This window comes from Peribacillus simplex, assembly GCF_900156045.1.
GTDB lineage: Bacteria > Bacillota > Bacilli > Bacillales > DSM-1321 > Peribacillus > Peribacillus simplex_D.
On the sequence record NZ_FTMX01000010.1, the window covers coordinates 124366 to 147006 of the forward strand.

The 22641-nt window shown below is 37.6% G+C and carries 21 protein-coding genes and 1 pseudogene; 5 read left to right on the forward strand and 17 right to left on the reverse strand.

All coding sequences use genetic code 11. From position 1 onward, the window contains the following. Nucleotides 1-25 precede the first annotated feature (25 nt). Genes BW986_RS25510 through arcC form a run of 3 tightly spaced genes read left to right on the forward strand, consistent with a single transcriptional unit; the run spans nucleotide 26 to nucleotide 3157 of the window. Nucleotides 26-1282, forward strand: coding sequence for a YlbE family protein (locus BW986_RS25510; protein ID WP_076372058.1), 1257 nt, complete (start codon nucleotides 26-28; stop codon nucleotides 1280-1282). Between the two features lie 16 nt (nucleotides 1283-1298). Next, entirely contained in the window at nucleotides 1299-2201 is a 903-nt protein-coding gene (locus tag BW986_RS25515) for an oxamate carbamoyltransferase subunit AllH family protein (RefSeq protein WP_076372060.1), read from the forward strand. Then, on the forward strand, nucleotides 2198-3157 hold the full coding sequence (gene arcC / locus BW986_RS25520; RefSeq protein WP_076372062.1) for a carbamate kinase: 960 nt from the start codon (nucleotides 2198-2200) through the stop codon (nucleotides 3155-3157). Before BW986_RS25515 ends, arcC begins: the two co-directional genes overlap by 4 nt. A gap of 535 nt (nucleotides 3158-3692) precedes the next feature. On the opposite strand, the gene BW986_RS25525 is transcribed toward arcC, so the two are convergent. From BW986_RS25525 to BW986_RS25535, 3 genes are all read right to left on the reverse strand, one after another. Beyond that, entirely contained in the window at nucleotides 3693-3863 is a 171-nt protein-coding gene (locus BW986_RS25525) for an amidohydrolase (RefSeq protein ID WP_142244738.1), read from the reverse strand. A 176-nt stretch (nucleotides 3864-4039) separates the two neighbouring features. Next, nucleotides 4040-4276: a hypothetical protein gene (locus tag BW986_RS25530; protein WP_076372066.1), complete on the reverse strand. Its 237-nt coding sequence runs from the start codon at nucleotides 4274-4276 to the stop codon at nucleotides 4040-4042. Nucleotides 4277-4563: 287 nt separating this feature from the next. Beyond that, nucleotides 4564-5247, reverse strand: coding sequence for a tyrosine-type recombinase/integrase (locus BW986_RS25535; RefSeq protein WP_179086170.1), 684 nt, complete (start codon nucleotides 5245-5247; stop codon nucleotides 4564-4566). Nucleotides 5248-5656: 409 nt separating this feature from the next. On the opposite strand from BW986_RS25535, the gene BW986_RS25540 reads away from it, so the two are divergent. Beyond that, nucleotides 5657-6589 carry an HNH endonuclease gene (locus BW986_RS25540; RefSeq protein ID WP_076372070.1) on the forward strand — a complete coding sequence of 311 codons (933 nt, stop codon included), beginning with the start codon at nucleotides 5657-5659 and terminating at the stop codon, nucleotides 6587-6589. 755 nt (nucleotides 6590-7344) lie between these two features. After that, nucleotides 7345-7977, forward strand: a pseudogene (locus BW986_RS25545) (SDR family oxidoreductase); the annotation flags it as partial. 1094 nt (nucleotides 7978-9071) lie between these two features. On the opposite strand, the gene BW986_RS31000 reads toward BW986_RS25545, so the two are convergent. The 14 genes from BW986_RS31000 to BW986_RS25615 all read right to left on the reverse strand — a co-directional run bounded on the left by BW986_RS31000 (nucleotide 9072) and on the right by BW986_RS25615 (nucleotide 21407). After that, complete coding sequence (locus BW986_RS31000; protein WP_260320988.1) at nucleotides 9072-9290, reverse strand: isochorismatase family protein; 219 nt, start codon at nucleotides 9288-9290, stop codon at nucleotides 9072-9074. Nucleotides 9291-9718: 428 nt separating this feature from the next. Continuing rightward, nucleotides 9719-10429, reverse strand: coding sequence for a GntR family transcriptional regulator (locus tag BW986_RS25555; RefSeq protein WP_076372072.1), 711 nt, complete (start codon nucleotides 10427-10429; stop codon nucleotides 9719-9721). 120 nt (nucleotides 10430-10549) lie between these two features. Further along, complete coding sequence (locus tag BW986_RS25560; protein ID WP_076372074.1) at nucleotides 10550-10816, reverse strand: EutN/CcmL family microcompartment protein; 267 nt, start codon at nucleotides 10814-10816, stop codon at nucleotides 10550-10552. 1 nt (nucleotide 10817) lies between these two features. Next, on the reverse strand, nucleotides 10818-11654 hold the full coding sequence (locus BW986_RS25565; protein ID WP_311316576.1) for a hypothetical protein: 837 nt from the start codon (nucleotides 11652-11654) through the stop codon (nucleotides 10818-10820). After that, the gene (gene pduL, locus BW986_RS25570; protein ID WP_076372076.1) at nucleotides 11651-12436 is read right to left on the reverse strand and encodes a phosphate propanoyltransferase; all 786 of its coding nucleotides are present in this window, start codon (nucleotides 12434-12436) and stop codon (nucleotides 11651-11653) included. Before pduL ends, BW986_RS25565 begins: the two co-directional genes overlap by 4 nt. A 10-nt stretch (nucleotides 12437-12446) precedes the next feature. Continuing rightward, complete coding sequence (locus BW986_RS25575; protein WP_076372078.1) at nucleotides 12447-12734, reverse strand: BMC domain-containing protein; 288 nt, start codon at nucleotides 12732-12734, stop codon at nucleotides 12447-12449. Between the two features lie 24 nt (nucleotides 12735-12758). After that, nucleotides 12759-14225: an acetaldehyde dehydrogenase (acetylating) gene (locus BW986_RS25580; protein ID WP_076372118.1), complete on the reverse strand. Its 1467-nt coding sequence runs from the start codon at nucleotides 14223-14225 to the stop codon at nucleotides 12759-12761. Further along, nucleotides 14225-14755, reverse strand: a complete 531-nt coding sequence (locus BW986_RS25585) for a BMC domain-containing protein (RefSeq protein WP_260320990.1) — start codon at nucleotides 14753-14755, stop codon at nucleotides 14225-14227. The genes BW986_RS25580 and BW986_RS25585 overlap by 1 nt, the downstream gene beginning before the upstream one ends. Before the next feature lie 111 nt (nucleotides 14756-14866). Further along, a complete protein-coding gene (gene phnX, locus BW986_RS25590) occupies nucleotides 14867-15676 on the reverse strand; it encodes a phosphonoacetaldehyde hydrolase (RefSeq protein ID WP_260320991.1) in 810 nt (269 codons plus the stop codon). Between the two features lie 127 nt (nucleotides 15677-15803). Beyond that, nucleotides 15804-16991, reverse strand: a complete 1188-nt coding sequence (locus BW986_RS25595; protein ID WP_076372082.1) for a saccharopine dehydrogenase family protein — start codon at nucleotides 16989-16991, stop codon at nucleotides 15804-15806. A gap of 296 nt (nucleotides 16992-17287) precedes the next feature. After that, nucleotides 17288-17818 (reverse strand): MgtC/SapB family protein, encoded by a 531-nt coding sequence (locus BW986_RS25600; RefSeq protein ID WP_076372084.1) that lies wholly within the window; start codon nucleotides 17816-17818, stop codon nucleotides 17288-17290. A gap of 60 nt (nucleotides 17819-17878) precedes the next feature. Beyond that, nucleotides 17879-18682 carry a DeoR/GlpR family DNA-binding transcription regulator gene (locus tag BW986_RS25605; protein WP_076372086.1) on the reverse strand — a complete coding sequence of 268 codons (804 nt, stop codon included), beginning with the start codon at nucleotides 18680-18682 and terminating at the stop codon, nucleotides 17879-17881. Nucleotides 18683-18840: 158 nt separating this feature from the next. Next, entirely contained in the window at nucleotides 18841-19959 is a 1119-nt protein-coding gene (gene phnW / locus BW986_RS25610; RefSeq protein ID WP_221408341.1) for a 2-aminoethylphosphonate--pyruvate transaminase, read from the reverse strand. A gap of 113 nt (nucleotides 19960-20072) precedes the next feature. After that, the gene (locus tag BW986_RS25615; RefSeq protein ID WP_076372090.1) at nucleotides 20073-21407 is read right to left on the reverse strand and encodes an MFS transporter; all 1335 of its coding nucleotides are present in this window, start codon (nucleotides 21405-21407) and stop codon (nucleotides 20073-20075) included. Between the last annotated feature and the right edge of the window lie 1234 nt (nucleotides 21408-22641).

Sequence of the window (22641 nt, forward strand, 5' to 3'; positions counted from 1 at the left end):
TTGATTCTAATTAGGAGGAAAAGACATGTATAAAACAATTGATGAAGCGAATAAAGCAGTGCTAAGCAAAATCATAGGATCAGCTCCATTTTTAGTGGATGTTGTTCCAGCTAAAACAGTTATCGATGAATTAAATGGCAAAGTTTTACTTCATGCTGGCCCGCCGATTAAATATGAAGAAATGACCGGCCCGATGCAGGGGTCTTGTGTAGGGGCGATTCTTTTTGAAGGATGGGCGCAAACAGAAGAGGAAGCATTTGTAATGTTAAAAGCAGGCGAAATTCAATTTATTCCATGCCATCATGTGAATGCAGTCGGGCCAATGGGAGGGATTACATCAGCCAACATGCCTGTCCTTGTTGTCGAAAACCGATCAGAAGGAAACCGCGCGTATTGCACGATGAATGAGGGAATCGGTAAGGTACTTCGCTTTGGCGCATACTCTGAAGAGGTTGTAACACGCCTTAAATGGATGCGTGATGTGTTAGGACCTGTTCTTTCCAAAGCTTTAAAACTAACGGAAGAGGGACTCAATCTGAATGTTATGATTGCCAAGGCTGTAACGATGGGGGACGAATTCCATCAACGGAACATTGCAGCATCCCTTATTTTCTTAAAAGAAGTAAGTCCATTTATTTTGCAGGCAGATGTGGACGAAAAAAAACGCCTAGAGGTTATTCAGTTTTTAGCTAACACCGATCAATTTTTCCTAAATGTTGCAATGGCCACTTGTAAAGCAATTCTTGATGGTGCGAGAACGATCCAAGAGGGTACCGTTGTAACGGCAATGACTAGAAATGGGAAAGAGTTTGGGATTCGCATCAGCGGAATGGGTGACGAATGGTTCACAGCTCCGGTTAATACCCCTCAAGGCTTGTTCTTTACAGGCTACAGTCAGGAAGATGCCAACCCAGATATCGGGGACAGCGCGATTACCGAAGCATTTGGTGTCGGAGGCATGGCAATGATTGCAGCACCTGGAGTTACTCGCTTCGTCGGGGCAGGCGGATTTGACAGCGCGTTAAATACAAGCAATGAAATGATGGAAATCTGTATTGATCAAAATTCAAACTTCACCGTCCCAACTTGGGATTTCCAAGGTATCTGCCTCGGAATTGATGCCCGTAAAGTAGTAGAAACTAGCATAACACCAGTCATTAACACAGGGATTGCACACAAAAAAGCCGGCGTTGGTCAAGTTGGAGCTGGAACAGTTCGTGCACCGCTAGCATGCTTCGAAAAAGCAATTGAAGCCTATGCGAAAAAGCATGTTTTGATTTAAAGTGCCTGTCACCAACGTGCTAAAACAAGTTTATTACGGAGAGGAGTACCACCAATGTATTCCTCTCCTTCTAAAAAAGCATGCAAAAGGAACGGTTCATAGTACTTTCCAGAACGGCTTTAATATCAAAATGGGTGATTCGATTATTTTTATTGGAAATAAAAATAATGGACAGATCCCCTTTGGTATTCATATTAGCGATGAGGATGCTTGTTTTGTTTTAAAACAAATGATGGGCCACGCACCTGTCTATTGGGAAGAAGAATCGCAAAGACTACATTTCCCTTTAAGCAGCATTGAATTATCCTTAGTCGGTGGTTCGGAATATTCCAATCGACTTGTCCATAAAACGACTAAAATCAATCATTTAGAGAATAATTTGGTTTGTTTACTAGAAACTTTGCTCAATAACGATAACCAGAGCGGGCTAGACGTAAATGTTGAACATTTGATTGAAGCTTACGCTGGAGTTGCACCAGCAGAAAATATCGAAAAACAGTTGCTGCAGTTAATGGATGCAGTTTTTAGCAGGGAAAGCACGACGATTAAATTTAGCCTCGAATTTTTCTTAGGCCGCGGCAAAGGATTAACACCTTCAGGGGATGATTTACTGATTGGTCTACTTTCAGTCGACGCTATCGCTGACTTTTTTTCAGCTGATTTTCGGCGGGAACTAAAAAGCATTCTGTTGAACAATATCATCACCACAGATGTAAGCAGAGAATTTTTATTGTATGCATTGCGAAATGAATACAGTTCGCTCGTGAAGGAAGCGGCTGAAGCTGCCTTTTTTAGCCATAGCATTGAATTTGAATCAAAGTTATTTAAACTGCTTTCAACCGGGCACAGTTCCGGCTTTGATACTGCATTCGGCATGTTCATTGGACTATTGTCCTTAAGGAGGAAGATTTCTATATGAAAAAAGTTGTCATAGCATTGGGCGGAAATGCGATTTTGCAGCCAAAACAAAAAGCCACTTATGAAAACCAGCTAAATAATATTCGTAAAAGCTGTGAGGTGATTGCGAAAATCATCCAGAATGGCAATCAGGTGATTATTACCCATGGGAATGGCCCTCAGGTAGGAAATATTTTGCGGCAAAATGAGGAAGCGAAGGAGGTCGTTCCGCCATTTCCTTTAGATGTGTGCAGCTCTGAAACTCAGGGCTTCATTGGCTATATGATGGAGATGTCATTAAGAAATGAACTAAAGAAGCTTGGAATAAAGAAATCCGTAGTAACTCTGCTCACGGCTGTGGAGGTATCACCTGAAGATCCAGCTTTTAAAAATCCTACAAAGCCTATTGGTGTATTTTACAGCCAGAAAGAAGCAGAGAAATTAGCAGCGGAAAAAAATTGGGTCGTTAAGGAAGATGCCGGAAGAGGATGGCGACGGGTCGTTCCATCGCCAATGCCGAAATCAATTATTGGGACTGAAGTGATTAAATCGTTAACAGAGGCAGGAAAAATTGTCATTGCTTCTGGTGGAGGCGGCATTCCGGTGGTGAAACATGATGATGGGCAGACGGTCGGGATTGAAGCCGTAATTGACAAGGATCGAAGCGGATTTAAGCTCGCACAGGAAGTCGAGGCAGATGTATTTATGATCCTAACCGATGTCGATAACGTTTTTGTCAATTATGGAAAGCCAACCCAAAAAGCGATAGAAACCATCTCTTTAGACGAAATGAAGCGTTATGACGCTGAAGGACAATTCAGCGCCGGCAGCATGGGCCCTAAAGTAGAATCCGCCATAGCATTCGCCGAATTCGGAGGCACATCCATCATCTGCTCCCTTGACAAAGCCGACTCGGCACTAAAAGGAGAACTTGGAACAAGAATTGTAAACAAAGAAATAATGAGAAAATCATCATAAGAACATTCGATCCAGTCACTGCTCGTGTACATTTGTCGATGCATAGTGGATAGTAGGTTTTCCTAGTTAATCAATTGTTTTATTGAATTGAAAAATCGTGGCTTTTGTTCGCTTGGCAGTGCATCGCCATAAGGATGGAAGTCCCTAACATAAGTTGAAATGTTTAGCTTGAGTAGTGCAAGTTGGGATAAATTATTGGCCAACTGAGCATATCTAATCTTATTTACAAATGATTTTTATTCGAAAAATTTCGGGGTTATTTGCGAGATAATTGAGGGAATTGAAAAAAACTTTGTGAAAAGTATCCAGTATCAGGGGTTTGGCAAGATTGTGGAAGTAGTAAAGAGAGAGATTTTCCCCCTTCCTAATTAATATTTTTAAAGGGTGAAGTAGTGGGAAAACATTATTATTGGGAATAAGCCTATTCGAGAACAACTCTCGAGTAGGTTTATTTATTTTTTTAAAAAACGCCTTTACTTATGGTATGGTTCACCCTAGTGTATCTAAATGATGTTTTTATTTTTCCTTTATTAAACTATAAATTGAACAATTTTTGTTTGATATCCTTTTGTTTATTTTTCGGAGGTGTAAGGTCTTTGGGAATTAGCGATGTATACGTTTCCCCGTCGAGTCTTTCCGCTAACTCTTTTTTAGCATGATCAAGTAATTCTGGGTTTTCAAGAGCCGAAATAGCGGTACATGCCATTGCCTTTCCAGCTAATAACATGGCATCATGGGCGTAGCTTTCTTTACCTTGCGCGACAGCCTGCCAAGTATGAAATGGTGTTCCAAACGCCCAGGTGGAAGTAACGCATTGTGCGGTTGGAACATTCCTGCTAACATCGGCAAAATCTGTAGACCCCCCCCATAAATGTTTCTTTTTCAGAAAAAAGGAACGATAAAGTCAGTAATAGGTCGTTCTGCTAATTGGGACGCTCCTTGTTTTCCAACTTGTAAAGCTGCCGCACGCTTTTCCTCGTCAGTCAACGATTCATAGATTGTTTTTGCATAGTTTATATCCTGTTCAGTAGCAAGAGGAGCTCCTAATTCCTGCATATATTGGTGCATCACTTTTTCAAGGATTTTAAAGGTTTTAGAGGATAAAGAAAGAGATTTCATCTGTCACCCTTTTCTTATCTAAAGAACACTTTTAAATAGGCTTTTCCTCATTTTAATCAATAGTTTGATTAATATAGTTGCTCCCAATACATTACGTCTATTCCCGATTCTAATACTCAGGACCCTAATCATTATTAGAGGCACTTTGTAGTAAGGTCTTAGCAATTATTACAGGTATTTAGCTACATTTATTTGGCCTTACAAGTAATAGAAGCATAGAGGTATCTTAAATTTTCATTTCTACACGCATACATAAAGAGAAGACTGAAAATCTTCTCTTTTTTCATTTAATCCTTTTCACGATAATTGGTTCTTCTCTCACCCAGCTTTTTAGCAGCCTTTTTGGCCTTCTCCTGTTCAGGGTTTGTATAGAGGGCAGCCGTTGTGGTCGACGTATGACCCAGTTGAGTCATCAGCAAATGAATGTCTCCTGATTGTTCCATTAAATTCGTCCCATAGGTATGCATCAGTTTGTGTGGGGACATGGATTTATTGGATTTAAAGGCCTTCATGTATTTCTTTACTAAAGCCTCGATGGCGCGGTTGGAAAGAGGGGTGGCTCCATCATTCACCCTAGTCAAGAATACATAGGCCGTATCATCGTTTGATCCCCTATAACGTTCCGATCGCACAGCTAGGTAATCTTTTATGTCCTGCATGGACGGAGGAGAGACTGCCACTACATCCTTTTTTCCACCCTTACGTAAAACGTGTATCTGATTTTCCTCGAAATCCAAGTCTCGCAGCCTCAAGTTAGATAGCTCATATACTCGGATGCCACTTCCTAAGAAGAGAGATAAGATTGCAAAATCACGTTCCTTATCCCTTTTAAAGTATATGAGTTTTCTGGACTTTTCGGGTAACTCCTTTTCATAGTCATGCTTCACGAATTCAAGAAACCGAGCATCCTCATCATTGTGGAAAATCTTTGTCGATATTCTGGAAGCACGAGCCCCCAATGTTTCTTTCACTTTATTCACTTCAATTTTCAACATGACATTTCAATAGAAGTAAGGTTCGCCATCTTCATTTTCTGTCTGGGTCGTTAAATACTTGCAAAATAACTTTCCAGATAATATATCATCATTATACTTTAAGCTATCTCGGGAAAAGTTCTCAAGTACTTCCCGTTCAAGAGCTTTAGACGAATTATTTTTCTTTTTCAATAGAATGATCTCATTTACACAGTTACTTATAAAATATCCGTATTAAATGAAGAACTATTCCATATTTTCGAGAATGTGGGAATTTATTCCTTGAACCGTTGCGATTACAATTCGAAACAAGTAAGGTATGATTGGGTATATAGATTATGTACGATTATAAAAAGAAACAACTATGAATTTAAATCGTATATTTTAGCATGTAGGAGGAAATACGTTGAGCAGCTTTATTGTCATGCAAGGCAGTACATATCAAGAAGAAAAACAATTAGGGATCATCTGGTCTCCTCAAATAGACAAATCAGGCATGGTACCTCACTCATGGAAAAGGATGCAAGAGGTCAAAAGTGGCAATCGAATCTTTCATTATGTAAAAGGGTTCATTGTCGCAATTAGTGTAGTCAAAGAAGGCTGTAAAGAGGGTAGCAAGCCACAAACGATGCAAAATCATGATAGATGGAACGATGAAGGATATCTGGTTTCGACTGAATACCGTGAGCTAGAAGTACCACTGAATGTACGCGATCATTTTGATGAAATTGTCCGGTACCTACCTATTAAGTATTCAGCATTCCAAGTGGACGGAAGTGGCAATCAAGGCTACTTATATCCTTGTAATGAGGAGCTTTCTCTTAAACTATTAGAATGTATCAGTGTGCTCAACATTTATAAATTAGATGAAGATCAATTAGAACTTTCTGTTGATGAAGTCATTGAAAAAGAGCGTAACCCATTACTAACCATCATTGCCGAAACTGAATCAGAGGCCAAAATGAAAATCCGACGCGGCCAGCAAAAATTTAGAAAGAGCTTAATGCCACTCTGGAATAATGAATGCCCGCTATGTGGCATTGGAATGGAAGTCCTTCTAAGAGCAAGTCACGCTAAACCATGGAAGGACAGCTCAGATCAGGAGCGACTAGATCCATACAACGGAGTACTATTATGCTGCAACCATGATGCGCTGTATGACAAAGGCTTGATTTCGTTTGACGGTCAAGGTAGACTGCATATCTCTAAGCAGATTCCTGAAGAAGAGTATGTTCTGTACGGTTTGGCAAAAAACGTAAAAATCCCCGTTCATCCTGAAAATAAGCTTTATTTTAAGTGGCATAAGAAGAATGTATTTGTGGAGAATAATAGAGTTTAATATCTTATTTTGAAGTAAAGGGGATAGATCCACATGCCAATACCCATTAAGCTAACACCGTTTTATCATGTCGAGGTTAACTCCTCGGCTTTTTCTATAGGTTTTGGAATGATTTTCGCCACGATGGCATCTTAGGTGAATGAAGCAGTTGGTAAATCTAAAACGAAAAGTTACAAAGTCACTGTTTGTTTAATTTTGTAAAAGGAAAGTTGTAATATATTTCATGTGAATTGCGGCTCTATTGTTAAAAGCCATTAAATGCCTATCAACCTTTGTGCCACTCCAACATTTAATAAAGAAACAAGAATTATTATGAATAGGAATGATGGGGAATGGCAAAAAGAAACCGAGGAAAATCAATCAGTAACTTGCCTTCAAATGGCAGAGGGACATGCCCACTGTGTGAAAGAACAGGAGTAAAGCTTCTCTACCCGCACAAAACTGAAACAAACCAAACCATCAAAGTCTGCAAAAACTGCCGCCATAAATAAAAATCTCATAGTATAAAAAATCACATTCAGCAATTTACCGTAAAAATGAAACCATGGAAATGGAAGCTATTACTATGGTAAAAGCGCTACAAGCAAGTAACAACCGTACAGAAGCAGAATCAGCTATGGCGAAGGAGAACCTTTACTTTGGCTCGCCTGCAGAGAGATATTCTCGAGCTTGCGATAACAGATTTAATCGAGAAATATAGTAAATAAAAAACGCCAACATCCAATGGGTGCTGGCGTTACATCTATACGGTAATTCTACAGCAGATAGGAAAGGGACAGGTTGCCTATCATCGTTCTGATGTTACGAATATTGAAAATATACGTTCACTGGTACTGTTTACTCGAGAAAGCTTTGGGTCAATTGACATTTTGGTTAATAATGCAGGTGGTCCTCCTGGAGGGAATTTTGAACAGATTTCTGATGAAGATTGGCAGAAATCCTTCGAATTGAACCTCCTTAGCTATATTCGAATTATTCGAGAAGTGCTCCCGGATATGAAGAAGGGAGGCGGAAGAATTATTAATATTGCTTCCACCTCTATTAAACAGCCGATTCCAGAGCTCATTCTTTCTAACACAATCCGTTTGGGAATCGTTGGTCTTACGAAAACTCTTTCTGTAGAATTGGCCCCTTATAATATTTTATTTAATACGGTTGCGCCGGGCAGAATTGCAACAGAAAGAACGGACCATCTTGATCAGATAAATGCTGATAGACAGGGGATTTCCCGAGAAGCAGCAGCAGAACAGTCGAAAAAGACCATTCCTCTGGAACGGTATGGCACACCTGAAGAATTTGCAAAAGTCGTAACCTTTCTTGTATCAGAGGCAAGCACATATATTACGGGTAGCTCTGTACTTGTCGATGGTGAGATGGTTACATCCATTTGGTTAAGTGTCCAATGGCAGCTTTTATCGAGGGGGAAAGGACAAAATCTATTTAAGCACCTTATTAATACTTTATCAAAGATAAATCAAGTAAGAGGACTGCCCATACACAGAATTCGCTTCTGGTGTAAAAAGCTTAAACTGATGGTAAGTAATCTAGCAATTTAAGGCATTTAGCTTAAAAGTAATGTATGCATATAAGCCTGATTATTTGTAATTGCTCGATATTTGTTTCAAAAAGGGATTATAAAATAATTTAAATTTTTAATTCTGTCTCAAAATTTAAGAATACTCGTTACAATGAGATTCAATAAAAAAGCCTCTAAGGCAATGAACTTAGAGGTTTATTCTGAATACAACTGGTCCTGGACAATCGTTTCAGAGATCAAAATAAGGAGTATCTATATTATACGCTTAACAAGTGTGAATGTTCTGTGAATGGCATGTGTAAGATGTGTACTTTTTTTTAATTTTTTTATTCTGTCTCACTACAACAAGATTACTTGTGATTTTGAGACGGGATTTTTTGTGTATTGTTAACTTCCTATAATTTATCTTATGTAAACTAGATAAATTGTAAACTAAGTTTATCTATAACTATTTTCCCTCACCTCAATGGTATCACCTTTCCATGTCGCTCATTTGCTGGAATATATTCAATACTTCAACTTTCACGTAAATTCCCCCTCATTTAGAAGTGTTAACTTTTATTAGACCCAATCTACAAGGAGCACCTTCTTAAAGGTATTATAGATTAATCTAGATTAATCTTTTCATACTCATTAAATTCTCAGTATAGATATGATTCTCACCCCCAAAAAGGTCGGAATCAGTATTGCAAAGAGTTTATTGGGGAATTAATCAACAAAATATAGCTCTCTACTTAAAATTATCTAATCTAGAGTAGATTTCCTTAAGGTTATGAGGAGAAAGTTGGAGTTGATCTGGAGAATGTGTCTCCAAGACATGGTGCTTTTCAGCACTCAACATTTTTTCTATTTAATCAGTATCATACTTTAAGATCATATATCCAATTGTCCATCATTAATGTAGCTGACATATGTGCTCCAAGGGTTGTAGTTCCGCAAATATCTTTAATGGAGATTAACTTGGTAATCACGATAATACGTATCTAATACTGTAGCTAATACAAACCAATCCGTGAAGACTACTCCAATTATCAAATGTTTAATATCCAGACTTTTGAGCATTAAATCGAGGCTTGATTCATAGAAGCCGCTGTATCGGTATTTATCAATAATGATGTCATTTTTGTGAGGTTTTATCTCATCTATAATTTCAATAGAATTCATATCAAGTGATAATAGATAGGTTCCCCTTGTTTATTCAACGGTTCATTTTTGCTAGGCCAGTAGCATCTCCCCAGCTTATATGTCGAGTGTAAATAACAGGTATCCATTGTTGACGTCATGTATGATCAAGAGTCATCGCATTTTGCACAATGTCATTCATACCAACAACATTTGATTTACCATTTTCTTTTTGAAGATTGATCAATAGAAGAGCTATTTTTTTCATATCCAATGTAGCTCACTCCTAAATTTCCTTTCCTCTTTTCAACTTTAACTTCAGTTATATTATTTCATTCAAAATTGCATGGTACATGATAGTTGATTATCTACCATGTACAATGCAAGTCTTCGGAAAAATGAATATGTTGTAAAATGTAACCACTGTCTTCTTTAAATATGGGGCAAAATGGGGATTAGCAGATATAAAATTAGTTGTTTTTTCGGTTCAGCTTCATAGCAAATGAATGCATATCCGATCGGAATAAACCTTTATAGTATTCGACCAAATTACCCTTGGAATCAAAAATCATTCGTTCTGTAATCAACACGCACATCATTTCGTTCAAACCTAAATGTTCAGCATCTTCTTTAGATGGAAAGCCGCATGTAATAATTTGTTCCGCTTCATTAAAGTTAATGTTTAGATTCCCTTCGAGCGCATCATACAATACTGTTGTACTTAAATTGAATTTCGTCAATTCTTTTCCTAGTTCCAAAGAATAATAATGCATTTCAATCGCTATGGGGACATCCCCCCGTAACCTCAGCCTTTTAATATGGTAAGATTCATCTTCAAAACCATTTGCATCTGCAATATTTTCAGGGGTCAATACACGGCCATGATCAAGTAATTTAATCCTCATGCTTTTAGTAGTTTCAGTGAAATTTATCATCTGAAGCCATTCCTGTACAGGTTTTAGGGATACGAACGTTCCCTTGCCATGCCTTTTTTCCAATATCCCTCCACGAACTAGGATGGAAACAGCTTCCCGTACAGTGCTCCTGCTGACAGAATACATGTCCATGAGTTCCCTTTCACTTGGGATTTTATCCTTATAATAACCTTCCAAAATCTGATCTTCCAAAATGGTTTTTAATTGAGCGTGTAATGGGATTGGATTTTCAAAGTCTAACTCCATAAAATTCCCTCCAAACAGACGATCTTTTAGTGAACAAAAAGCCCCCTTCATCGTTTGACAAAGGAAGCTTTATTCTATTTCCTGAAATAATAGAAGTAACTGGATTGAAACATGACTTGACTACTTAACTTCAAAAGAATCAACTATGCCAATAATCGCTGCATCGATTGGAGAATTTTTTTCATTCGTCAACTTTTGTGCAGGTAAGCCTTGTGTGATAATAACCGTTTCACCTACACCTGCTCCAATTCGATCCATGGCAATAACAATATTCCCTACTGATTCTTTCAACGAATTTAACGGCTGAACAATCAATAATTTAACATTTTCCATTCCTTTTTCTTTTTGAGTTGTCCAAACACTTCCTATAACTTTTCCTAAAAGCATCTTATACTTCCTTTTTAACAAACAGGACATTTAGTTTATTAGCTTTAATCAAATCCTTTGCCAAAGGAGAAATGATGGTCCCCTTCTGAAGGTAAATGGTATCATTCGGGCTATAGGATTTTGATTCAAACCAGTCAGTCGTAAGTAACTTTTTGGTGTAGGACAAATGATCGCCTTTAGAATGATTTTCTTCCAATGGCTCTTGTTTATTTTGGCCATTCACTTCCAGCTCTTTACAAAGTTTATTGATGATTACATCAGCTAAATCCTTTTGCGGTAAAAACGTTATGCCAAGCTCACTCATTTGCTTTATATACTCATCAAACCGTTTACGATATGGAGTTGGTAAAGAGATGGCTTTTAAACAACTACGATCCGATCGTTTAATCCCTGGTACATCTTCGCCAACTAATATGAATTTTTGCAACATGCTCGCTGAGAAAATGATTTCTGACTTAATTGATCCTTTTAATCCAGTAGCAACCCTTGCCGCATTATCCAAATCAATTTCAGGAATAATGATCCCATCATACCCTTTTGGGATCTCCATTGCCGATGGAGCATATTCATCAGCCGCAATCACTTTCGTAGCCCCGCTCGATTCAACCTGTTGCATGCCTATCCAAGATGATGTTTCACCATCTAAAAATAAAGTATCAAAAGCTATATTTGCATTTTTCAATTTAATAAACTGATCTGTAAATGGCTCATGTGCTGAGCTATCACAAAAGACAAATAAAACTTTTCCGTTATTTTCTTTTTCCTTCTGCACTTGAATAGATTGTAAAACTTCACGTACAACCGATTCTACCATTGAACGAATTTCGATCCTCCTCACCTTCCTTTTTGTGATAGGAATTCCCCATTTTTCCCAACAACTTTTAAATAGTCACCTGTTTTCAAACCTGCTGCATTTCCTTCATCTAGATCAACGTGGAAATCCAGTTTATATCTCGGAGCTACTCGAACAATAACATCCAAGAAAATGATAGAGCGCTCGCCTATTGATTGAAGAAGTAAACCATCTCCATGCTTAACGTCAAAATGTTGAGCATCCTCAGGTGACATATGCACATGACTCTTTGCTATAATCACTCCTTTATGGAGAGCTATACAGCCTTTTGGTCCAATTAGCGTCAAGCCTGGCGTATCATCGATTGAACCTGATAACCGTATGGGCGGATGGATTCCCAATTGAAATCCATCCGTTTTAGATATTTCTACTTGAGTATCTTCCCTTACCGGTCCAAGGATTCGGACATTTGGGATCATCCCTTTTGGCCCCAGTAAAGTGACTTGTTCCTTTGCAGCAAATTGTCCTGGTTGTGACAATTCCCGTATGGGAGTTAGTTCGTAATTATTTCCAAACAGTATTTCAACATCGTGTGATGATAAATGAATATGCCTATTTGAAACACCCACAGGAATCATTAAATTATGCATGTCCTTTTCATTTGACGCCAAGGAATGTTTAATATGGTGCTGATTTCCAATGACAACTTTTCTGTCTCTTAAGAAATCAGCCGCCGCAGGAGTTAGTCTATCGTCCCCAATAGGATATGGATTTGGAATCCCGGTTTTCAACATCCGTCTTAATTTGGATTCCGTTATAATTGCCATAAGCTACTGTTTATCCTTCCAACTTCGGAAGAATAAGTTCAATATCAGAATGAGGACGTGGAATGACATGAACGGAAATCAGTTCTCCTATATTTTCAGCTGCTGCGGCTCCTGCGTCTACAGATGCTTTAACCGCTCCAACATCCCCCCGCACCATAACTGTTACTAAGCCTCCACCTGCATGTACTTTACCAATTAACTTTACATTTGCAGCTTTTGACATGGCATCAGCGGCCTCTATTGCACCTACCAACCCTTTTGTTTCGATCATTCCTAATGCTCCCATTTCTATGCTCATTGTTTATGCCTCCCCATTTATAAGTTATATTTTCAGTTCTTGCAGGACGCTTTTTACGATATCCATAACTTCCGATCTTGAAATTGTTTTCTCTGTTTCCTCTTTTCGAGCATGAACATTGTCTGATTCTTGTTCATTAGACATTTCACGAACCCCAAAAGCAATTCGTTTGATATTCAATAGATGCTCTGGACCGATGTTGTCCGACGATACATTGTTTCCATATGTTCCACAACCAAGTGTCATTGATGGTGTAATCCCTGTCGTGGCACCTATTCCGCCAAATGTTGTTCCGGAATTGACTACAACTCGTGATACTTTTTGTTCCAACCCTATCTTTTCAATAATTTGTTTGTTTTCAGAATGAATCCCAAGCGTATGGCCAAGTCCGCCTACTTTAAGTAATTCATTACATACATGACTAGCTTCCTGCCAATCCTCAACAGTATAATAAGCTAAAATTGGTGATAACTTTTCTACTGAAAAAGGATAAGACTTTCCGATATTCGATTCTTCTGCGATCAATACCTTAATCCCATCTGAAACGAAAATCCCTGCCATATTGGCTAATGTTTGTGGGGATTTGCCCACTATTCCAGGATTTAACCTCCCGTTGACCATGATGATTTCCTCTATTTTTTTCTTTTCATAATCATCCAGGAAATAAGCCCCTTCATTTTCCAACTCTTTTTTCACTTTTCTTTTTATACTTTTTTCTACAATGATCGCTTGTTCAGATGCACAGATGGTCCCATAATCAAATGTTTTACTTTGCACGATTTGTTTAACGGCTTTTTCTACATTTGCACTGGAATGAATAAAAACTGGAACATTTCCAGGTCCTACCCCATATGCAGGTTTACCTGAACTGTAAGCAACCTTAACCATATCTGTACCACCAGTAGCTAAAATAAGATCCGTTAACTTATGATTAATTAACTCATGTGCCGAAGAAAGGGTCGGATTAGTAATGCTTGAAATGATTCCTTTTGGTGCATTTGCCTCCTCTGCAGCTTCTTGCAGAATTCTCACCGTTTCATTTGTACATTTTGCAGCAGTTGGATGTGGACTAAATACGATGGCATTTCTGGACTTTAATGAGATAAGTGCTTTAAAGATCGCTGTTGAAGTAGGGTTAGTGGACGGGACTATCCCCGCTATTACGCCCACCGGTTCAGCTACTTCCCACACTTGTTTTTCTTCATTACGAGAAATGATCCCTACTGTCTTTTTATCTTTCATTGATTCAAATATATCTCTAGCGGAAAATAAATTTTTTGTCCGCTTATCCTCTATCTTTCCATATCCCGTTTCACTAACAGCCATCGCTGCAAGCCTTCCAGCTTCCTTTGTAGCAGCTTGAGCCATACTCTGAACAATTTGATCAACTTGGTCTTGAGACATTTTTTCAATTTTTTGCTGTGCTAACTTTGCTTGTTCAAGAAGCTGTCTTGCTTCTTGAATCGATTCAAGATCTTTATCCAACATCATCATTTATCCCCACCTTTCCCATTCTGAAGTGCATTTACATATTTTATTAATTCCTCTTTTTTCGCAGTTGTAATTTCTTGGGGAGATAGAGGGAAGCCACTTAAAGAATTGGCAAGCTTTCTTAACTCTTGGGTGCTTTTTTTATGAAGTTCTTTTACATTTTCATCGTCTTTTTCATCACTAGCTATGGTATCTGGCTGTTCAACTCGCTGGATTGCTTTTTCACTTTTGACAGCTTTTTTTTCTTCTTCAAGCTTTGGAAAGAGCATTTTGATAACATGATCATCCGGTCGCGCTAAAACATGTGAATAACGGAATATTCCGACTTTTTTAGCCGCTTCTTCTCCTACAATAACAGCCGATTGTACGGAAGAAACATCACCCACTATATAAATAGTAACAATCCCTGCATCTGCCCCTTGATAGGTAGTGATTTTTACATCAGCTGCTTTCGAAGCGGCATCTGCAGCAGCAATCATTGCGGGAAAGCCAATAGTTTCAACCAGACCTAATGCGTAGGCATTTTCCACCAATCATTTTCACCTCTCCGCCTCTTTGATTCCCGATAATAGGAAAACTCCTCATATTGGTTGAAAGAATATTTCTTCTTTTGTAAAAGGATCGAATCTTATTTATAAAATTTAATCGCCATTAGCTAGGCGCAAATTAATTTTTGGAATTAACTGATCTAAGTCCCCGATACTATCAATAACATAATGAGCACCAGCTTTTTTAAATCTTTCTGCCACTACTTCCAGTTTTTCCGCTAAAATTTCTGGATCTAGAGCATTTACTTCTTCTTCCTTCAACCCTAATTCACTGCTGCCTCTTAATATGCCTACACTCCAAGAACCCGAGTTAATACCTTCTTTAATATCACTCACTGTATCTCCGACTTTAATAAAATGCTTCATAGGATAGACTCCTAAATTCATGGCATTTTGATAAATCATCCACGGAAACGGCCGTCCAGCAGGCACATCATCCGGCGTTACTAGCAAATCTGGAGCGTAACCCCTTTTTTTCGCTCCTGCCGCAACAATTTCCATCATTTCAGCTGTATATCCAGTGGTAGAACCAATCTTTATCCCTTTTCTTCTCAGACGTTCAACTAATTCAATAGCCCCCGGTATTGGATTACAATAGTTAGGGAGTATCGAAAACAGCATAGGTTCAAAATCTGCATATAGAGCATCGACATCTTTATCTTCAGGCAAATTACCATACTTACTTTTCCATAATTCTGCGATTCGGTCCATATCGCACATTTTTCGAATATGATCCCACTTTAAAAGGCCCATTGGTGCTCGTGCTTCCTCATCTAACACTTCTATTCCTCTTTTTTTAAATACCTCTTTGAACACCTCTAGTGGTGCAAAGCAACCATAATCAACAGTTGTTCCTGCCCAGTCAAAAATAACCGCCTCAATTTGGGGAGAATGATTATTCAAAACGCCAACCTCCTTCTTCGACAACATCATTGGTATTTCTCCTATTTAAGTGAATGGGAGTTTTATTGTCAATATTATTAAAAGATGTGGTTCTATATTTCTATTTTTCTATCTTTTTAAATTGGCTCTATACGGTAGTTTCTTCTACACTCACATCAACAACCTCAATTTCTTCATGAACATGAATGCCTCTTTTCTTTAGTTCATCAAAAATCATTGTCGGCTCAAATGCTTCTTCCGGAATTAACACCCCTGTTTGCTTCACCAAACCTTTAGCGATAATCTCAGTAGCTATCGCCATTGGGATTCCTACATTTCGAGTATAAGCTCTTAGCTTTTCCCATCCCTTAACGGATCCATCACTAGAGGGGTGCGTATGGTATAAAACATGACGCTTTTTAACACCATCTTTTATCCCGACTACTTCAACATGGAGAGAATACCCGTATAATTCAGTTTCTTGCCCTGCTTTTGACTGAAGCAAGTAATCACCAATAATATCCATAAGGCCTATTTCTTTTTCATTCACCACCACTTTAGGATTTGCGATGATTCCGTAGTCATATAGCGAACGAACTAACTGCATATTTTGTTTAGGCCAAGTACCCCTGACTTCGATTAGTTGTACGCCCTTATATGAAAGCGCTTTAGCTAGTGTGCGTGTTTCAGAATGGGGGATAATATATTGAACGGTTTCACCATACGGCTCAGGCAGTTTGATGTTTCTGGGCCTTGCAAATGGAGCAACTTGCACAAACTCACCGTTTTCAAAAACGATTCTTCCTGGAAGGTCTGGATCGTACTCATAAGTAGTTGTTTCTGTAATTGATTTTGAGAAGGCGATCGGCCTAAAAGACCCGTGGCTTACTCTAATGGATTCAATTTCTTCCAATTGATTGGCAGCGTGCATGGCCATCATTTGAGTTACACCTGGGGTCATCCCAAAGCCTGGAACCGCAGTTCTGTTGTTGCTTTTGAAAATTTCAGAAAATTCATCTTCTGCACCAAATCCATTTAAATTGATTCCATGACATCCCGCTTCTGCAATACATGCCGTAGAAATACCATTTAATGTGATGGTAGTGCCATCCATTACTATATCGTAGCCCCTCATCTGCTCAACTGTTTCATCATGATTCATAACATTTACTTTCACGAAGTTCACACGAGGGTCGTTTAGTTCGTTAACTAATTCTTTCCCTAATGCTTCATTGAAATCACCAATTGTAATTTCATCAAATTCGGAATACTCGACTAGATCAAGAACAGCTTCTCTACAGATTCTTCCAGCTCCACCTAAACAGAATACTTTCATTGGCAACACCTTCTTTTTTAAAATATTCACTCAATTATGAGTTAATTAAAGTTTACCACATCAATGTTGTTTTGTCCTGTTTTTACTTGTTTTTTATTTGTTTTTATTTGTTTTTATTTTTTATTTTGTTTTCACTTTGTTCTAATTCATCATTTCCCTTTATTTATTCTAATGATAAAGATCTTCTCAAGCAGCCATGTGGAACACCAAAATAAAAGGATAAATAAATAAAAAGCCAAGTTCTCTAATCTCAAGAACTGGCTTTCTATTTTATATAACTATTTTAATTTATTATTTTAACCTTCCTGCACATCCTTACGACTTGGTATTCTATGCTGCATTTTTTTCCTTTCCTGTGATTTTGCTTGTCGATGTTCAATGTTGTTACTAATTTTTGTTAAAATAAAAGTAATGAAAACAGCCGCACATACAAGCCCATAAAAGCCAGCACCAATTCCAATACCTACACCTCCAGCAAAAAACACCATAGCGGCAGATGTTAACCCTTGTACCCTAAGTCCGTCTTTTAAAATAAGACCAGCCCCTAAAAAACCCAGGCCAGAAACAATTTGTGCAGAAAGCCTCATAGGATCCATTCTAATATTTATATTTGAATGACTGAAAACGTCAACGCTGTAAATTGAAACAAGAGTGATTAAAGTGCAAGATACAGAAACATAAGTAAATGTTTTTAATCCAGCTGGTTTGTTTTTAGCACTCCTATCCCAACCGATAAACATTCCTAGCAGTGCACTGATTACTAGCCTTAAATAAATTTCTATATTTTGCAAAAAATGTTCTTCGTAAAGTACAACTAAATACTCCATTTGCTGATCCCCCTTCATAGGCAAAAAATTCGCCTATATTACTGAGAGATTTTCTTGTTATTATTTTTCATCTATTGTAGTGTCTGCAACCAACCATTTTACATTGTTTTCTCTCAGTGGTGTTTCCCAATCACTTGGATGTTGTCTGTCGGATATCACCATACTTATATCTTGAAGATCCGCCATTTTATAATGGGTGCGTTTTCCTACCTTGGAATGATCAATTAATAATATAGACTTTTCTGATTGCGCGATTAGTTTCTTTGCTACCATACCTTTTGAAAAGTCATAGCTGGTTATTCCACTTTTTATAGAAAGACCATCTGCCGATATAAAAAACTTATCAATGTAGAGTCCATCCAGCATCTGTAATGTGAAAGGCCCAGATACTCTATGATGAGAAGTGTTGATCTCTCCACCTAACATGATAATTTTTCCTGAAAAAATATTTTGATGGTTTAAATCAATGAGAACAGAGAGGGAATTTATAGAAGTGGTATAAATAGTCAAGTTTTTCTTTTTCCGCAGATTTTTTGCCAATTGCAATGGTGTGCTCCCATCATCAATGGCTATTACATCGTTGTCATTAATAAGATTAACTGCTATTTCTCCGATTCTTCTTTTTTCATCAGAATGTATGATCTCTCTTTCATCAGTGGAAGGTTCCCCATTAAAAAATGAATTTTCAATAGCCCCACCATAGACTTTTTTTAACTTTTCTTCTTGATGTAATTCATCTAGGTATTTCCGAATGGTTTCAGTTGAAACCTTTAATATGCCCGATAGATCCTTAACCGTAACTTTTCCGCTAACCTCTAATAATTCTAGAATTTTTCTCTTTCTTTCTTCTCCAGCTAATGACAAGACTTTCACCCCAAAATTAGTATTTCCATCATTGTTTCATAAGTTTGATTAAATTACTATTCTAACCGGGATTTCCAATATCCGTTAAAAATAAATCCAATCTATAAAAAAAAGTATAAGAAACAATGATGGAAGATACAAGCATTCTAAGGAAAGACTTAGTTTTTAAATGCAGGTTTCTGCCAATAGCTGCTTTGCTCAATCGCAAGTAATAATGCTTCCATATCACTTTGATGTACATTTCCGATGTTACCAATTCTAAACGTATTTAAATTGGTGACTTTTCCTGGATAAATTACGAATCCTTTTCCTTTTAATTTTTTGTAAAATTCAGTAAACTCAAATTCCTTATCTTGCGGATAATAGAAAGGCGTAATAAATGGTGACTGTAATTCATCGGGAAGCAACGGTTCGAAATTAAGCTTCTTCATTCCTTCTACAAGGATCCTTTGGTTATTTCTATATCTTTCTGCTCTTCTCTTTATTCCACCTTCTTCAGCTAATTCTTTTAATGCCTGTGCAAATGCTCGAACTACATGAGTAGGAGAAGTGAATCGCCACTTACCATTATCATTTTCCATCGTTATCCACTGATCATAAAGATCCAGTGATAGAGACCTTGCGTTTGACTTGCATTTTGCAAACTCTTCAATTTTGACGATGGCAAAACCAAAACCAGGTACGCCCTCGATACACTTATTTGCACTACTAATGAGAAAATCAATGTTTAGTGTATCTATATCCATTTCAATGCCACCGAAGCTGCTCATCGCGTCTACAATAAAAATCTTGTTATGTTTTTTGACAATTTTACTTACTTTTTCAATAGGGTTTAGCATACCGGTTGTCGTTTCACAATGAACAATAGCAACATGAGTTATCTCTTGATCATTCTCCAATGTTTTATTTAACTCATTCAGGTCTGGATGATTAACCTCCCCACTATCCAATACAACCGTATTGATCCCAAGGATACCCGATATTTTTGCTATCCTATTTCCATATGCTCCGTTGGCTAGCACTAGTAATTTCCCGCTTTTTGGAATCACGGTTCCAATTACAGATTCCACACTAAAAGTCCCACTTCCCTGCATCAAAACAGCTGAGTACTTATCCTTTGTATTAGTTGCTAGTTGTACAATCGTCTTCCTAATATCTTGAACAATATTATTATAGTCATCATCCCATGTACACCAATCCTTCATCATTGCTAATTTAACCGTTTCAGTTGTAGTTAATGGACCAGGAGTTAGTAATAAATAAGGATTGTTTGTAATATCTTTAACATTCATTTTAATTCCACCTTTTTAAAGTTTTTTTATTTTTGTAAATTTCCTATTTGTTTGGATCTATAAAGAATCAATTGAAATATACAAAAAACAGACATTCTTCAATTCTTAACTATTTTGTCCGCTAAATAAGATTGATCTTTTGTAGATGCACTATTTTCACGTTCGCTCATCGTTTTCAGTAAAACTACACAAATTAGTGATAAAACACCAAGTAACATGAGGTAGATTGCAGCAGGAAGCCACGAACCATTAAACTTTGCAATAAGCCAAGTAGCAATTAATGGTGCTGTACCTCCGAAAAGGGCGGCACCTAGTTGATAGCCTACAGAAATTCCTGTATAACGAATTTCTGCTTTAAACATTTCAGAGAATAAAGTGCCCATAACAGAAGTGATGATAGACCAAAGACCATATCCGATCATTACCGCGACGGTTAGCAAAAGTACTGATTTCTTAGAGAGTAAAAGGAAGTATGGTATCGAGAAGATAATTACCCCTAACGTCCCACCTATAAATATACTTTTCCTTCCAATTCGGTCAGATAATTTACCAATAAGGGGAATCATAAAGAGAGAAACTAGTGTTCCGATCGTCACGGCATTTAATACCGGACTTTCCGGCATCTTTAATGTATTAGTTGCGTATGAAACCCCAAAAGTCGCAAACATATAGAAAGGAGCGGTCTCAATGGCTTTTGCACCTGTAATCAAAAGTACTTCTTTCCAATGGTATTTTAGAGTATCAGCAATCGGAAGTTTAGACACTTTGCCTTCATCTTTTGCCTTTTGAAAATCTGGGGTTTCCTCTAAACCATTCCGTATCCATAAACCGATTAAGACTAACGCCAAGCTTCCAACGAATGGAATACGCCAACCCCACGAAAGAAAAGCGGCATCTGGCAACAAGCTCACGAGAGATATGGTAGCGGTGGCAAGGATCATTCCTACAGCTGCTCCCATCATCGGAATACTTCCTGCAAAACCACGTTTTTCTTTTTCTGTGTATTCTACTGCAAGAAGGACTGCTCCTCCCCATTCACCCCCAACAGCGATTCCTTGAATCAACCTTAAAGTGACAAGCAAAACTGGTGCCCAAACCCCAATAGATTGGTAACCAGGTAATAAACCAATGAGGGCGGTACTCACACCCATGATTCCAAGGGTATATACTAATGACTTTTTTCTCCCAATTTTGTCTCCAATGTGGCTAAAAATAATACCTCCAAGCGGACGGAAGAAGTAAGGTATCCCAAAAGATGCTAATGCGATCAGTAAACCTACCGCTGGACTAAAATTCGGGAAGAAAAGTTTGTTGAAAACTAATGAAGCCACAGTTCCATACAACAAATAATCATAATATTCTATTGAACTACCAATCAAACTTGCAACCAAGGCTTTCCTTTTGACTTTTTTCGAGTGAACTATTACCGACATAAAAACCCCCCTTTTTTTAAAATTCCAAAGATGAAAGCGTTTTCTAATGTGTAAAATAACATATCACATTTTCTGACAATTGGGAATATTTTTTCTATATTTTTTTTTATTTAATTGGCACTAAGGTTTTATTATGTTGGTTTTTATTTGTTTTCTGAAATATATGTTGAAAGCTAAAAATTATAACTTCTTACTTGAGGGAGATAAATGAACCTCCACAGCAAGAATACATTTTATTCCAGAATCCTTTTTTGCGGTTGCAGGCCGTGGCTGCTGTTAAAAGTTTATTGATGGAACCTTTGTTCATTGGGTTATGTAATCCATAGGCAGTCAAGCCTATGGATGTTTTTATATAACAGAAAACGAGATTTCATTTACTTTGTACTAAATTAAAAAGCATACTCTTACTTAAAAAGGCTATTTACGAACCTTCACCACTTCGTTCGCGAATGGACGCATGTTAAAAGCGCTGAAGAAAAACAGATCAGCGCTTTTTTTATAATAAATACTTTTCTGGATGAAAACATAGGAAGCCCAAAACGATTTAAGATACACGGTGAACTAAAAAACAACTTTCAATTGTTCCAGTTCTTTTTTCAGTTCTCAAAGTATTAATTTAATCTTAAAATTTTTTAACCTAATTTCCTATATTTTAATAATAAATTTAATAAAATCATTATAGTAACATAAAAGTAAATTATATATTAGGAACAAAATGCAAATACAATTTTTAAGTTTGATAGATTTAGTGACATTTTGCAAAAACGATAGACACATCAAATCATCAAGTTACTATTTTCCCTAAAAGTAGTGAAGGTTCTTGAAACAGTGCAGTTGTACCAGTAAAAGTTGAGGAAGTTGGATGTGATAAAAATTTCATTTTAGCTAAGAAAGTTGATTTATTGGATAACCCCGAATCACTTAAAAATTAATCGATACATTTTGTTAGATGGAGCGCCGGATGCTGGGAAACTAGCACGTCCATGGCGTGGAGCAGGGGAAAAGCTAACGGGTGCGTTCGTATTATAAGGTTAGCCAGTTTTTACTGGTTGACCTTTTTTTAATAGAATCTATTATATCAGTAGCCAGGGTAGGACGTACGGGTGCGTGGGACTCGATCCCGTGAACTAAACTGTCCTCCCCCTACTTGTAGAAACATGTTTGAGGCTGGTTGGGACGTAGATCTCGTATAACAAGCGAAGCTATGACACTACATGGAGGACTAGGGGTACTG